This is a genomic window from Cyclobacterium xiamenense, assembly GCF_900109255.1.
Taxonomy (GTDB): Bacteria; Bacteroidota; Bacteroidia; order Cytophagales; family Cyclobacteriaceae; genus Cyclobacterium; species Cyclobacterium xiamenense.
In genome coordinates this window covers 1-15,202 of the sequence record NZ_FNZH01000006.1, presented here as the reverse complement: position 1 = coordinate 15,202, position 15,202 = coordinate 1, and the positions used below count along the sequence as shown (strand labels likewise).

The following is a 15,202-nucleotide window of genomic DNA, read 5'->3' as shown; positions in this document are numbered from 1 at the left end:
TAAAATAAGGAATCATGAAAATATTCAATTATATCATACTTTGTGCAGGAATTTTGGCCATTGGGATTTCGGGTTGTGATGAATCCGCCATTCTAGAAGAAGTTCCGTTGGATTTTGCCAGCCCGGAAAATTCCTACATTACCTTCTCTGACTTTAATGCTGCCGTTTATGCGCTTTATGACCAATCCAGGGTGATTTTATCCGATGGCGAGCACCGGCCGCTGGATTATATCTATGGGACCGATCTGGGTTATAATGGTGCCAATCAACTCAATGTGCGATTCGGTTCTTATTTAGCCACTTTACTGCCCACCAGCGGCATGGTGGAATTCCATTGGCGGCAATATTACCGGGTAATTTCTGGTGCTAATACCATTTTAAACCGGATGGAAAACTCGCAAATGAATAATGAGCAAAAAACTGTTATTGAAGCGCAAGCAAGGTTGTTCCGAGGTTTCGCCTACCGAAATTTGGCTCATCTGTACGGTGGGGTGCCCTTGGAGTTAGAGGAAGTGAGTTCTCCAAAAACCGATTATGTCAGGGCTACCAGAGAGGAAGTTTACCTTCAGGCAGCTCAAGATTTAACTTTTGCAGCCGCTCACCTTCCTGGAATTACCGAAGTTCGTGATGGCGAAATCAATAACTTAGCTGCCTACCATATGTTGGCTGAGGTGTACGTTTCACTGGAACAGTGGAACGACGCGATTGAGGCCGCCAGCATGGTGATCAATGATCCAAATACAGCATTAATGACCGAACGCTTTGGATCCCTTTCCAGCGAACCAGGAGACGTGTACTGGGATCTGTTCCGGAGGTTTAACCAAAATAGGAACGTGGGAAACACAGAAGGAATATGGGTTTGGCAATACGAAGTGGATGTACCTGGCGGAGCTATTTCCTCATCTTCTAAAATAGGTCCACAGCTGGAGCGAGACCATGCACCCAGACCCTGGAGTTTTATCGTTCGTGACCCATCAGGGGTAGCCCCATTCCTCCCACAGGGAGTATCGGATTATACGGGTGGCCGGGGAATCGGCCGGTTCAGAGGTACCAATCATTTTAATTATGGGATTTGGCACTACGATTGGGAAGATATGAGAAATTCTGAATACAATTTTGTTCGGGACGTTTTGTTCAATAATCCTGAGTCCGTATGGTACGGTCAAAAGATTTCTGACCATATGCCTTTATTCCGACAATCATTGGATGATACCATCCGGTATTTTTATCCCTACCAATCCAAAGTCACTACCCCCGGACAGCATCCCCCAGAACTCTTTGTAGATGCAGCATTGAAATTGCTGAACTCTTCAACGGCAGGGACTACCTATAGTGACCAATACCATATCCGCCTGGCAGAAACCTATCTGCTCCGCGCAGAAGCCTATCTTGGCAATAACCAATTGACGGAAGCTGCCAACGACATCAATGTGGTCAGGTCCAGGGCTAATGCTAAACTGGTAACGCCGGAGGAAGTGGACATCGATTTTATATTGGATGAACGGATGCGGGAACTCGGGGTTGAAGAAAAGCGGCGTCTGACTCTCAACCGCCTGGGCCTACTCTACGAACGGACCAACCGGTACTGCGAAGGCCGGCCCGATGTGACCAATTTCGGGGTGGACGTGCAGCCTTACCATAACCTGTGGCCCATCCCTTTTTCTGAGATTGAAAGAAATACAGGAGCACAACTAGCACAAAATCCCGGATATGCCGCCGAATAGGTCGGTGCTTCTTCGTTCTACAAATTCGGAAAATAACCGAATATTTCAGTATCTTATGCCCAATTAACACTGTAACACCCGAAACCAAGTACCTATTCCATGATGCAAACATTAAAACTACTTGCGCTGCTCGCCGTTCCATTGTTTTTTGGTTGTTCGCCCGCAGAAGAACAAACCGAAAAACGCTCCCCCAATATCCTCTTCGTGATCAGCGATGACCAGTCCTTTGCCCATACCAGTTTCGCCGGAAGCAAATTTGTCAATACTCCGGGATTTGACCGGGTGGCCCGGGAAGGCGTGTTTTTTACCAATTGCATTGCCGGTTCTCCGGGATGTGCGCCCTCCCGGAGCAGCATCATTACCGGTCGCCACCACTGGCAAAACGAACAATCCGGTCAACATGCCGCTCCCTGGTTGAAAAAACACGTGCCTTTTGTGGACCTGCTTGCCGACAATGGCTATACCACCGGTCGTACCGGAAAGGGGGTGTCCCCCTTCCGGTATGCTCGGGACGAAAACGATTCCCTGTGGAGGGAAACGGATGCTGCCGGGATCGAACATAGCCGGATTCGCTACGAAGCCGGCAGCGAAGGAGATACCCGCCCCGCCGCGCAAATCAATACCCTGAATTATTTTGAGAATTTCAAGTACTTCATGGAAAACGTCCGGGAAGCCGATGATCCGTTTTTCTTTTGGTACGGCGCCACGGAACCCCACCGGGCATTTGAGCAGGATTCCTGGAAACGCACCGATAAAAAACTATCCGATGCGGAAGTTCCCGGCTTTCTGCCTGACCACCCCATTGTCCGGGGAGATCTGCTGGACTATGCCGTCGAAATCGAATGGTTTGACCAGCATCTACAAGACATGTTGAATTACCTGGAAGAGAAAGGCGAACTGGACAATACCATTGTCATTGTCACTTCCGATAACGGCATGGCTTTTCCCCGAGCCAAAGCCAATGGCTACGACTACGGCATTCACGTTCCCCTGGCCATTCGCTATCCCGAGGCCTTTCCTCCAGGCCGCACCGTGGACGATCCCATCAACTTCATCGACCTGGCGCCTACCATTCTGGATCTGACCCAAACCCCTTCGGAAGGAATGCTGCCGATGACCGGGGTCAGCATTCGCCCCATTTTGGAGTCTTCCGAACAAGGGACCGTCGATCCAGCGAAAAAGTACGTGTTCTCCGGTCGTGAGCGACACTCTGCGTCCCGCTACCAAAATTGGGGTTACCCACAGCGGGTCATCCGCAGCCAGGATCACTTGCTGATCTGGAACATGAAACCCGATCGCTGGCCCGCCGGAGCTCCCCAACGCATCAATCCCGACAACGAGGAGGAGTTGCTTCCCCTTTATGGAATAGATGAAAACGGCGAGCACCGTTCCGATTGGGCATTTACCGACGTGGATGCGGCACCTACCAAGTCGTACCTGGTAGAAAACCGGAACGATGAAACCGTGCGTCCGTATTTTGAAGCAGCTTTCGAAAAGATTCCGGAAGTGCTCCTCTACGACCTCCAATCGGACCCCGAATGCATGAACAACCTGGCAGACGACCCAGACTATGCGGGTATCAAAGAAACCATGCGCGAGGCCTTACTTGCCGAACTCCGGGAAACGAACGATCCCCGGGTAGTGGGGCCTGATCCGGAGGTCTTTGACTCCTACCTGCGCTACAGTCCCATGCGGGAATTTCCAAAACCCATCGAAGGGAGTACCTTAAAATGAGCAATTTACACCTGCCCGTAAAGGGATTTGTTGTCTTATTGGTTCTTTTGTTAGCTGAAGGGGTTTTGGCCAGGGAAATGTCCCCCGACCGACCCAACGTACTCTGGATCACCTGTGAAGACATCAGTCCCTATCTGGGGAGTTATGGCTTTGTGCAGGCCCATACGCCCAACCTGGACCGGCTGGCAAAACGCTCGATTCGCTACACCCAGGCCTATGCCAATGCACCCGTTTGCGCAGTCGCGCGATCCACCATTCTTTCCGGCATGTATGCGTCTTCCATCGGGACTCATCAGATGCGTTCAAAGGTACCCTTACCGGAAGAAATTCCTGTTTACCCGAAATTGTTGCGGGATGCAGGCTACTATTGCACGAATAACAGCAAAAAGGATTACAATTCTCCGTACAACGATGACGCCGAACTATGGGATGAATCCAGCAATACCGCCCATTACAAAAACAGACGGTCCGATCAGCCCTTTTTTGCGGTTTTCAACCTTACCGTTACCCACGAAAGCCAGCTCAGCGAAAGCCGGATTCGCCATTACGTAGAAAATAACCTGATTCCCGAAAAACCCCGCATCGATCCCCGGGACATCGAATTACCTCCCTATCATCCCGACTTGCCGGAGATCCGGGAAGATTGGGCACGCTTGCACGACCTGATCACCTTGATGGATAGGCAAGTTGGGGAATTACTGGATGAATTGGAGGAAGCAGGTCTTGCCGACAATACCGTAGTTTTTTTCTATTCGGATCACGGCGGGCAATTGTCCCGCTCCAAGCGGTACATCTACAACGGGGGTACCCAGGTACCCTTATTGATTCACCTTCCCGACAAGTGGAAACAACTCTCATCGGTGCCCGCTGGAGCTGTGGATGCATCCCTCGTGAGTTTTGTGGATTTGGCGCCCACCCTGCTTTCCATCACCGGTTGTGAAATCCCGGATAATATGCAGGGAAGGGCCTTTTTGGGAGACAAGGCCGAAAAATCGCCCGATTTTGTCCACTTTATCCGAGACCGGATGGGCGAGCGGTATGATTTTTCCCGGGCGATTACCGACGGACGGTATTACTACATCCGAAATTTCATGCCTCACCGTCCCCTGGGCAGGGATTCCAGGTACGGGTACCAGGTACAAGCCAATTGGCGGGCCTACGAAGCTGCGTATGAAGCTGGAAAAACCAATGAGATTCAGTCGCAATTTTACGAGCGAAAACCCCTGGAACAATTCTTTGATACAGAAAATGATCCCTGGCAGGTAAATAACGTTGTCGAACAGCCGGCAAGCAAAGCAAGGGTGAAAAGCCTGTCAAAAGAACTGGATCGCTGGATGGTGGAGACCAGGGATGTGGGACTGATTCCGGAACCCATGGTTCATGAACTGATAGGTGCAGGAAAGAAATATAGAACCTTACATGCTTTTGCTCAAAGCAGCGATTATCCCATTCAAAAAATACTGGAGGCCGCCAAATCCGCAACGGCCGGAAGCTCCGAAAATTTACTGGCGTACCTAACGGATAAAAACCCCATCATCCGGTATTGGGGAGCCTACGGCACTTTTCTTCACCCGGATCAGCGCAATAGCCTTCAACGCCAGTTAAAAACGATCGTAGATAAGGACGAATTTGCGGCTAATAGAATTATGGCCGCACAGGCACTCGCCGTAGTCGGGGATCCGGATACCGCTTTCGAAGCAATCATGAGGGAAGCCCATGCTGCGGACAATGGATATGTACTGCTTCAAGCCTTACATGCGTTCCAATACAGTCACACAGATGATCGACTTAGCCTTGATCATTGGAAGGCATTTAAAGATAAAGAATTTGAATCCGGAGACCCCGGATCTGATTTGGGCTACCCCCAGCGCATTATCGAGGATGCAATCGCACTTTTCCCAAAACGGAGGAAGGTGTATTGAAGGAAACAGTAACGGCTAAAAAAGATTAGTATCCCATCGAGGTTTCGGGAGGGGTAAAATCCGCTTTGCCTTCTGATAAAACAGGTACCCCAAAACCGGCCGTTAGCCCTTTTGAAAAAAATCGGGAGTTACGTTTTCCCCGAGGAAGATGCCGGCCTTTCTTCACTGGCTCAAAATCGATATATTTAGATCATGAACGCCAAAAAGGACGATACTGTCAACGAACCGGATTTGGAATACAGCAACCATTCCTATGCCGACTACCTGACCTGGCAGATGGATGAAGTGGTCGAATTGATCAAAGGGAAGATTTTTAAGAAAGCTGCGGCTGCTCCCAGACGCATCCATCAACGTATTTCGGCAAAACTCCTTACCAGGCTTTATGTTTTTTTAGAAAACAAAGCTTGTCAGGTTTATTCTGCCCCATTCGATGTGCGGTTTCCAACCTCATCTAAAGAAGATAAAAGCATATACGATGTCGTTCAGCCAGATATCTGCGTGATATGCGATTTGGAAAAATTGGATGACCGGGGCTGTATCGGCGTCCCCGACCTGATCGTGGAAATCCTGTCTCCCGGTAATAGCACCGTCGAATTAAAACATAAATTTACCCTCTACGAATCTAACGGCGTGCGGGAATATTGGATTATCCACCCCGAGACGCAGGATTTGCTTATCTACAGCCTCGTCGACGGAAAATACGTTCCCTCAAAGCTTTTTACTTCAGGAGATGTGGTGGAGTCAAAGGTGATAAAGGGATTTAAACTGGATTTGGAGGAGTTTTTTCGGGATATGGAGTAGCGCTAAAACCTTACCTGTATCCTACCTACTACGGAAATGTATTCCTTTTCAGGCAAATGGTTGGTTTACAGATAACCGGGTGGCAAAAAGTGAACAGCAGCAAACAAACGAGGATGCATTGATTCAATTTCTTGCTCCATTTGAATTTATTTCATTTACGGATGCCGATGCTATCGCCTGTGGAGAAATTCGTGCGAAACTGGAAGGAAAGGGGCAAGGCATCGGCCGTTATGATCTTCAGATAGACGCACAGGCAATATCCAGGAAGATGACCCTTATTACAAACATTAGTAGGAAATTCCAGCGAGTACCTGATTTGGTTTATGAAAATTGGGCCATAGCAAGTTAATCTGTCCCTGACAAGCCAACCGGGCATGGAATGGTCTAAAGCGTGACTGTTTTCTGTCAGCCTTTTGCAAGGTTCAAAAACTGTCGGATCATACCCGCCAGATGCTTTAATCGGTCGGGGAAAGAAAGGTATTTAAATCCCTCGCTACAACTCCTGGAAATTTCGAGAAAACCCTGCCACTCGGTCGTTAGATAGAAGCGAGGACAACCATAAAAAGTTAATTCTTTTTAATTAAATCGCCTGTATCGTTATATTTAACCATGGATACCAAAAAGGACGATACCGTCAACGAACCGGATTTGGAATACAGCAACCATTCCTATGCCGACTACCTGACCTGGCAGATGGAGGAAGTGGTCGAACTGATTAGGGGGAAAATCTTTAAAAAAGCCGCCGCAGCGCCGAAAAGGATTCACCAAAAAGTATCTGTCGAATTATCTTATCGATTGGCGGGGTTTCTAAAAGGAAAAAAGTGCGAGGTTTATTTCGCACCCTTTGATGTCCGATTCCCGAAAAAACCCAAAGAGGATAAGGAAATCCACGATGTGGTACAACCGGACATCTGCGTCATTTGCGATACCGAAAAACTGGATGACCGGGGCTGTATCGGCGCCCCCGACCTGATCGTGGAAATTCTGTCTCCCGGTAATAGTAAAGTCGAATTAAAACATAAATTTACCCTCTACGAATCCAACGGCGTGCGGGAATATTGGATCATCCACCCCGAGACGCAGGATTTGCTTATCTACAGCCTTGTCGACGGAAAATACGTTCCCTCACGGCTTTTTACTTCAGGAGATGTGGTGGAGTCAACGGTTCTCATCGGCTTTACATTGGATCTGGAGGAGTTTTTTCGGGATATGGAGTAGCGATAAAACGTTACCTGTGTTCTACCTACTACGGAAATGTATTTCTTTTCCTGCAAATGGTTGGTTTACAGATAACCGGGTGGCAAAAAGTGAACGGCAGCAAACAAACGAGGATGCATTGATTCAATTTCTTGCTCCATTTGAATTTATTTCATTTATGGATGCCGATGCCATCGCCTGTGGAGAAATTCGTGCGAAACTGGAAAGAAAGGGGCAAGGCATCGGACCCTATGATCTTCAGATTGCCGCACAGGCTATATCCAGGAAGATGACCCTTATTACAAACATTAGTAGGAAATTCCAGCGAGTACCTGATTTGGTTTATGAAAATTGGGCCATAGCAAGTTAATCTGTCCCTGATAAGCCAACCGGGCATGGAATGGTCTAAAGCGTGACTGTTTTCTGTCAGCCTTTTGCAAGGTTCAAAAACGGTCGGATAATACCTGCCAGATGATTTTATAGGTCGGGGACAGAAAGGTTTTTATATCCCCTGCTACAATTCCTTAAAATTTTGCAAAAACTAACCATTCGGTCTTTCGCATTTATTCCTGTTGGGTAACTTTGTTGAAGCCCAGGAAAAAGGTTGGCCATTTATGGACCAAGGTCCTGAATAACAAACCATCCTTCTTCTGGGTGACAACAATTTTCAGTTGAGAGAAAATCCAACAGACGCTTTTCAATACCAAAATAATTGATGCCATCCGCGATTCTGAAGTCCTGGCCAACATGGTCCTGATGCGGTCCATGCCGTAAGCAGTTTTTGCCCTGCCGAACAGGCCCTCTATCGGATTACGCTCCCCCGGGCTTATGTGGTTTTCCACCGCCTTTGCCGAAGGCCTGCCCAAAGGCTTGGCCGATATTTTGATCCCCCTTTCATATAGCCATTTCCTATTTTGCCGGGTGGCATATAGTTTGTCCACCGAGACCTTTTCAGGATAGAAAAGAGAGCGCAGAATATAGTTTTTTTGGCTAGTGACATCCATTAAAAACTATACCCTAAACTGATTCCAATCAGGAATGGACTATAGAACACCTCCTTCCCCCTGGTTTCTGAATTGAAAAATTGAATCCCGGGAGTGTAGGCAGCCCTGAAAAAGAAGCCTCCTTCAGGTTTTTGATACCGATAACCTATCCTGGCCAGAATAAACTGATCCCAATGTATTTCTTCTCTAATAAATTTCGGCAAACTTTCGTCAACGGTATAGGATCTGTTACGTAAGGTATAGAACCCGGCTCCTAATTCCAAATTATGCTTGGACTTTCCCAAAAAAACTGTAATCTCTGCCGGAAAGTATGGGATCCAATGGGCTGAAAATATGGGCTCACTACTTCCACGACGACGCAAAGAAAAACCCGCACTTCCCCAAAGTTTCATCCTGTTTTTTTGGTGAAGGATACGTCCATAATTAAGCGCATAGCCACCAGAGTTCCCAAGTATTTCGGAATGTACGGAGTTTTTTGCCGTGAAAATATCGGCCTTTTTCTCTGTCTCAGACTGGGCGAGCAATTTATCCCCGGCAAGTATCAAAAGGCTGATGAGAGCGCAGAATATATATTTTTTGGCTAGTGACATTTTGGTTATAGTTTTATTGGCTGAGTCATAACATAATCCAGCTATTTAACGATTATCTGTTTGGTCAAAACTTCTTTTCCATTATGGATATGAAGAAAATAAGTGCCAGGTTGCAGATTATTTGTATCCAGGTTCACTTTTCCCGATCTTGATTCTGCTGTACGCACCGATTTTTCCTGTTTATCATATAATTATGCCCATTAAGGTTTGGGTTTCCACTTGGGTGGAAATTATTAGGGCAAACAGTTGTCGGACCTGAAATATTTACAGTTTGTCCGATTAAATCTTCAACAAAGATAGATGCCAAAACTAAGAATAGAATAAACCTTGGCCGATTTAAATATTGCGGGGGGGTAAAAGTACTCATAATTATTTTTTTTATAAATTTATTTACAATAAATAAAATAAACAACACTATTACACTAAAAAAATTTATATCTGTAAAGTAAAATTCTTTTAATACAGCATTAAATGCTAAAGGTTATTGGTAAAATGTTCATTTAATCAGTCGAAGACAGGTAAAAGCAAAGCGATTCATTTTTTCCCTACAGCAGAATGGCTAAACCGCTAACTTTTAAAACAGCATGTTCATAATTGCGAGACTCCCAGGTCGTAAGTGATTACTTGTCAGACGGTTCTAACCCGTCTGAAAAGAGGTACCGCTGAAAAAAATTATTATCCTATGAATTATGGCAAAGTTTCAATCTTAAAACCAATTCTACTACCGGTATATACGCCTTTGGGGAGTTCTATGCTTATTTCAGATTGATCCTCATCAGCTTCTTTGGATGAGGCACTATTAATGCCCACATTTCTTCTGGTTTCCAGATGTTCTGCCTTGACAGGTGCCAGCCAATTTGCGGGCCTATGAAGCGGCTTATGAGGCTGGGAATACCAATGAAATTCAATCCCTATTTTACGAACCCAAACCCCTGGAACAATTCTTTGATACAGGACCAGACCCCTGGCAGGTAGATAGCCTTGTCGAACAGCCGGCATCCAAAGCCAGGGTGAAAAGCCTGTCTAAAGAACTAGATCGCTGGATGGTGGAGACCAGGGATGTGGGACTGATTCCGGAACTGGATTGGGCTATCCCCAGCGCATCATCGATGATGCCATTGCCCTATTTCCTGAGCGGCGAAAGGTGGATTGATGGTGGCAAATAATGGCTGAATTCATTATATTTATTTTATGAATGCCAAAAAAGACGATACCGTCAAAGAACCGGATTTGGAATACACCCATTATTCCTATGCTGACTACCTGACTTGGCAGATGGAGGAAGTGGTGGAACTGATTAGGGGAAAAATTTTTAAAAAGGCAGCCGCTGCCCCGAAGCGCAATCATCAGCATATTTCAATAAAGTTGGCATCTAAACTATATTACTTTCTGGAAGACAAGCCCTGTCAAGTTTACGATGCCCCCTTTGATGTGCGTTTTCCAAAGGTCTCAAAAGAGGATGAAAAAATTCACGATGTGGTACAACCGGACATCTGTGTCATTTGCGATACCGAAAAACTGGATGACCGGGGCTGTATCGGAGCCCCCGACCTGATCGTGGAAATCCTGTCTCCCGGTAATAGTAAAGTCGAATTGAAACATAAATTTACCCTCTACGAATCCAACGGTGTCCGCGAATATTGGATCATTCACCCCGAGACGCAGGATTTGCTTATCTACAGCCTCGTCGACGGAAAATACGTTCCCTCACGGCTTTTTACTTCAGGAGATGTGGTGGAGTCAACGGTTCTCATCGGCTTTACATTGGATCTGGAGGAGTTTTTTGGAGATATGGAATAGCTTTTAAATCAATGACCTAAATGAGAACTACGAACCCAAAAAGCTACTACCTGCCTCTTCTCCTTTGTTCCCTGCTTTTTTTTGCCTGTGCCCCGAATAAGCCCGACACCTCCCCGGATCCGGCTTACCAAAGCCGGCTTAACAACCATTCGGACTGGGGGATTTACCGGGGCCACTCCTCCGGTATCCAATATTCCGAGCTGGATCAAATCCATGCCGGAAATGTGCAGCAACTGGAAAAAGTCTGGGAATACAAGCACGGCAATCCCGTGGGACCGGGCATGTATGCCAATCCCATCATTATAGACGGTCTGCTTTATTTCACCACGCCGGAAGTAAATGCCGTCGCATTGGATGCCACCACCGGGGAGGAAGTGTGGGTGTTTCGCCCGGATACCTACCGAAACGACGAACGCCCCTTTCGGGGTAGAAACCGCGGACTCACCTACTGGGAAGACGAAAAGGGAGAAAATAAACGCATCCTGAACTTCGTAAAGGATCGGGTCTATGCCATCGATGCCATCAGCGGTGATCTGATCACTTCCTTTGGTGAAAACGGCTGGATCGATTTACGCAAAAACCTGCCCCAGGATCCGGAAGAAGTAGACTTTGAGGCCACCACCCAGGGCATGGTGTATAAAGACATGCTTATCATTGGGGGAAGAACGCCCGAAGGAGCGCCTTCCACTCCCGGGGACGTCCGGGGCTACGACGCACTAACCGGCGAGTTTCGTTGGATATTCCATACCATACCCCAGCCGGGGGAATTTGGGTACGATACCTGGAAATTTGAAGATGGCGTAAGCTATGGCGGTACCAATCCCTGGGGCGGGCTAACCGTGGATGAGGAAAGGGGCTGGGTTTTCTTGGCCACCGGTTCCCCCGCGCCGGATTTTATCTATGGTGGCATGCGCAAGGGAGAAAACCTCTTTGCCAATTGCGTGATCGCACTCGATGCCAACACGGGAAAGCGTATCTGGCATTACCAAACCCTGCGCCACGACATCTGGGATTACGACTTGCCTCCGGCCCCCATCTTGGCCACTGTCACGGCAGACGGTGCGGCCCGGGATATCGTGGTGCAACTGACCAAACAGGGATTTACCTTTGTTCTGGATAGGGAAACCGGAGAACCGGTGTTTCCGGTAGTCGATCTGCCCGTTCCTCCTTCGAAGGTGCCCGGAGAAGAAGCCTGGCCCACCCAACCCTTTCCACTAAAACCACCGCCACTCAACCGGACCAGTCTTCGGGAAGCCGACCTGAGTAACATTACCCCCGAAACCCGGGAATATGTTTTAGAGATTTTCCGAAAGCACGAAACCGGCTCCCTGTATACCCCTGCCTCCCGGGCAGGGGTGATCACCATGCCCGGGCATCAGGGCGGAGCCGAATGGGGTGGAGCGGCTTTTGATCCCAGCACCAATGTCCTATACGTCAATATCAACGAAGCACCTACCATTCACAGCCTGGTACCTATGGACGCCGAATCAGATACCGCTTCGGCCTCCCCGCTTCAACGCGGAAAAGCCCTGTACAACAGGTCCTGTACCGCCTGTCACGGGATCGACAAAGTCGGCAATCCTCCCTTGTACCCGCCCCTTCAAAACCCGCAGATTGGCGGGGATTCCATCAAATCCGTATTGCGCTATGGCCGGGGCATGATGCCCGCTTTTGGCCAGTTTTCGGATAGGCAGCTGGATGATTTGCTGGTTTACCTGGAAAGCAGCCCCGGGCAGCTAGAGGAAGACCAGCCCGCAGAATCCGGCTCCAACCCGACCAAAGCACCCCGCTACGCCAACGTAGCCCCCTTCTTTGTGGATCAGAATGGCTATCCCGCCATCGCTCCACCTTGGGGAACCCTCAACGCCGTGGACCTGGATAAGGGTGAAATCCTGTGGAAAGTCCCGCTGGGTGAATACCCCGAGTTGGTGGCCAAAGGCATTCGAAACACCGGCGCCAAAAGCTTTGGCGGTCCGGTGGCGACGGCCGGAAACCTGGTATTCATCGCCGGAACGCCCGATGAAAAGATCCGGGCCTTTGATACCTTTTCCGGGCAGGTACTGTGGGAATACCAACTCCCGGCAGGCGGTTACGCAACACCCAGCGTGTACCAGGTAGCTGGAAAACAATACCTGGTTATTACCGCCGGCGGGGGAGGGAAAAACGGCACCCCACACGGGGATTCGGTCATTGCCTTTGCCCTGCCCGATTGATGGACTAGCGCATTTACTACCACCATAAACCCAAAAAAACGATGACGATAACACGCATTGCTCCCTTTGTACTGCTCCTGTTTGCAACCCTCCTGGCGCCATTCTCTCTCCTGGCTCAGGAACAGACCTGGCAATCCCTTTTCAACGGCAAGGATCTTAGCGGCTGGAAGGAATTGAACGGAGCCCATAAATGGGAGGTAAAGGACGGGATGATCGTTGGGAGCACCGTTCCGGGCCAACCCAACGGATTTTTGTGTACCGAACAGCAATTTGGAGATTTTGTGCTCGAGCTGGAAGTATCCGTGGATACCTTGATGAATAACTCGGGTATTCAATTTCGTTCTCAGAGCTATCCCGAATACAAAAACGGCCGGGTGCACGGCTATCAGATGGAAGTCGATCCCAAGCCCCAGCAGTGGAGAGGGGCCATCTACGAAGAAGGGGCCGAGCGTGGCTGGATCTACCCGCCGGAAAAAATGGGCCCGGAAGCAAAGGCCGCTTTCAAACGGGACGATAAAAACGGTTACCAATGGAACCATTACCGCATAGAAGCAGTGGGCCCGATACTTCGAACCTGGGTGAATGGGGTGCCCGTAGCCCATTTGGAAGACGATCGCTACCTCCGGGGCTTTATCGGTCTGCAGCTGCATGCCAACAATGAAAACGATCCGCAGGGAAGTTTTTCCATTCGGTTTCGCAACATCCGCATACAGCAGGGAAGCCTGAATCTCAGCCCAATGGAAGACCAGGTGCCGGTGGTCAGCTTGCTGCCTTCCTCCGGGGCTCCCCGGGCGGAGAATCCCCTTTCCCTTCGCATTGAACAAGATCGGCAAGCAGGCCGTATCGCCGTCCATGCGGGAGACCAATCAGCACCCATCCTGACCCAACGGGCAAAACCGGAAGAACGGCCCTACCTGCATCCCATTCTGGCTCCGGACGGCAGGGGAGAGCTAACCGAGTACCGTCCGGACCACCATCCCCACCAAACGGGCATATACTGGGGCTTAAAGCGGGTAAACGAGCGCGATTATTTTATGAACTGGAACCGGGATTATTGGCGACGGGTATCGGCAGACGTTCTTCAGGACGATGGGGAAACGGTTCGTTGGCAGACCGTGTACGAGATGCTCGATGAGGAAGGAAACATACTGATGATAGAAACCCAAAACTGGTCCCTGCAGGCCTATGCCGATCGTTACCTGTTGGACCTGGAATGGCAGGGGGAGGCCAAAATGGATGTGGTGATGGGAAAATTCTATGTGGGAGGCCTTTTTGTACGCATGCCCTGGATACCGGAGACGGTGGGAGAGATCGTAAGTGCCTCCGGACACCGGGGCATGGAGCTGGAGGGACAGCGGGCCATCTGGAGCGATATCGGGATACAGCTAGACGGGCGGGATGACTTTGCCCGTATTGCCATTCTGGATCATCCGGACAATGCGGCTTTCCCTACCCCCTGGCGGGTAGACAGCCAAATGGGCCTGGGACCTTCCCGGCAAATACTGGGCGACTGGGGCCTGGCTGCCGGAGAGTCGGAAACCATCCGCTACCGCCTGCTGATCTATACCGGCACCGAAGACAAGACCCTGAAGGCGGAAGTCTGGAAGGAGTTTTTCGGGGAGTAGCTGAATCCGCACTCCTTATTAATTTCAAACCCAACCGGTTTGGAATAAAAAAGTAGCAGGTCCACTAGTTTGAACCTGCTACGGATGAAACGTATTTTGTCAGAAGGTGAATAAACAAATTATTCAGGTTTTATTCCTTCCCAGCAACCATTTAAAGCCATAATAGCTTAAATAGAACCATGCTATTGCAGCCCCTACCGAGGTGTAAAAACCGATTTCAAAAGGGTTAAAAGACCCGTACGATCCAAATACCATCAATAAAAGGGCCATGCCAATACTTCCGATTATAAATCGATTTCTTAGTTTTCCGTTTTTGAGCGTGTTATTCATGATTTTCGGGAACTGGTAGATAAACGTTGTCCGGGGATTTATTCTCGAGGGTACCCTTCCGGAATAGTGGCAACATCACCGGAATACCCAATAGCTTCGTTCAAACATCTTTGAAAACCAACATTTTAAAGATAATAGCCAATCGCTAAAAAGTCAACCCTCAATTCTGCATCCAAATTATCCCGTTATGCTTAATGTTGGTTCTCATTTGGCCCGGGTTATCCTTCCAGAAGCGTGCAACCATTGGAACAGGACACTTGGA

13 protein-coding genes and 1 pseudogene are annotated in these 15,202 nt (G+C 48.8%); 11 read left to right on the top strand and 3 right to left on the bottom strand.

All coding sequences use genetic code 11. The annotated features are described in order from the left end of the window. Positions 1-14: 14 nt before the first annotated feature. From BMW71_RS17370 to BMW71_RS23760, 7 genes are all read left to right on the top strand, one after another. Positions 15-1,724 (top strand): RagB/SusD family nutrient uptake outer membrane protein, encoded by a 1,710-nt coding sequence (locus BMW71_RS17370; RefSeq protein ID WP_092176942.1) that lies wholly within the window; start codon positions 15-17, stop codon positions 1,722-1,724. A gap of 99 nt (positions 1,725-1,823) precedes the next feature. Further along, entirely contained in the window at positions 1,824-3,458 is a 1,635-nt protein-coding gene (locus BMW71_RS17365; RefSeq protein WP_218145600.1) for a sulfatase family protein, read from the top strand. Then, on the top strand, positions 3,455-5,380 hold the full coding sequence (locus BMW71_RS17360; RefSeq protein WP_092176939.1) for a sulfatase family protein: 1,926 nt from the start codon (positions 3,455-3,457) through the stop codon (positions 5,378-5,380). Before BMW71_RS17365 ends, BMW71_RS17360 begins: the two co-directional genes overlap by 4 nt. 192 nt (positions 5,381-5,572) lie before the next feature. Further along, positions 5,573-6,181, top strand: coding sequence for a Uma2 family endonuclease (locus BMW71_RS17355; protein WP_092176936.1), 609 nt, complete (start codon positions 5,573-5,575; stop codon positions 6,179-6,181). Positions 6,182-6,260: 79 nt separating this feature from the next. Continuing rightward, on the top strand, positions 6,261-6,530 hold the full coding sequence (locus BMW71_RS17350) for a PIN domain-containing protein (protein ID WP_092176933.1): 270 nt from the start codon (positions 6,261-6,263) through the stop codon (positions 6,528-6,530). Positions 6,531-6,790: 260 nt separating this feature from the next. After that, on the top strand, positions 6,791-7,399 hold the full coding sequence (locus BMW71_RS17345) for a Uma2 family endonuclease (protein WP_092176930.1): 609 nt from the start codon (positions 6,791-6,793) through the stop codon (positions 7,397-7,399). Between the two features lie 79 nt (positions 7,400-7,478). Next, the gene (locus BMW71_RS23760; protein WP_177179693.1) at positions 7,479-7,748 is read left to right on the top strand and encodes a PIN domain-containing protein; all 270 of its coding nucleotides are present in this window, start codon (positions 7,479-7,481) and stop codon (positions 7,746-7,748) included. A gap of 193 nt (positions 7,749-7,941) precedes the next feature. Here the strand turns inward: BMW71_RS23760 and BMW71_RS17335 are convergent, their stop codons facing one another. From BMW71_RS17335 to BMW71_RS24145, 3 genes and pseudogenes are all read right to left on the bottom strand, one after another. After that, on the bottom strand, positions 7,942-8,382 hold the full coding sequence (locus tag BMW71_RS17335; protein ID WP_092176924.1) for a transposase: 441 nt from the start codon (positions 8,380-8,382) through the stop codon (positions 7,942-7,944). Further along, positions 8,382-8,972 (bottom strand): hypothetical protein, encoded by a 591-nt coding sequence (locus tag BMW71_RS17330; protein ID WP_092176921.1) that lies wholly within the window; start codon positions 8,970-8,972, stop codon positions 8,382-8,384. The genes BMW71_RS17335 and BMW71_RS17330 overlap by 1 nt, the downstream gene beginning before the upstream one ends. 41 nt (positions 8,973-9,013) lie before the next feature. Further along, positions 9,014-9,148, bottom strand: a pseudogene (locus BMW71_RS24145) (T9SS type A sorting domain-containing protein); the annotation flags it as partial. Positions 9,149-9,817: 669 nt separating this feature from the next. Here BMW71_RS24145 and BMW71_RS17320 point away from each other — a divergent pair. From BMW71_RS17320 to BMW71_RS17305, 4 genes are read left to right on the top strand one after another with little or no spacing between them, the layout of a single operon-like run. After that, entirely contained in the window at positions 9,818-10,138 is a 321-nt protein-coding gene (locus tag BMW71_RS17320; protein ID WP_092176915.1) for a hypothetical protein, read from the top strand. 25 nt (positions 10,139-10,163) lie between these two features. Next, complete coding sequence (locus BMW71_RS17315) at positions 10,164-10,772, top strand: Uma2 family endonuclease (protein WP_092176912.1); 609 nt, start codon at positions 10,164-10,166, stop codon at positions 10,770-10,772. A gap of 20 nt (positions 10,773-10,792) precedes the next feature. Beyond that, positions 10,793-12,985 carry an outer membrane protein assembly factor BamB family protein gene (locus BMW71_RS17310; RefSeq protein ID WP_092176909.1) on the top strand — a complete coding sequence of 731 codons (2,193 nt, stop codon included), beginning with the start codon at positions 10,793-10,795 and terminating at the stop codon, positions 12,983-12,985. Positions 12,986-13,026: 41 nt separating this feature from the next. Beyond that, positions 13,027-14,610, top strand: a complete 1,584-nt coding sequence (locus BMW71_RS17305; protein ID WP_092176906.1) for a 3-keto-alpha-glucoside-1,2-lyase-like domain-containing protein — start codon at positions 13,027-13,029, stop codon at positions 14,608-14,610. Positions 14,611-15,202: the final 592 nt, after the last annotated feature.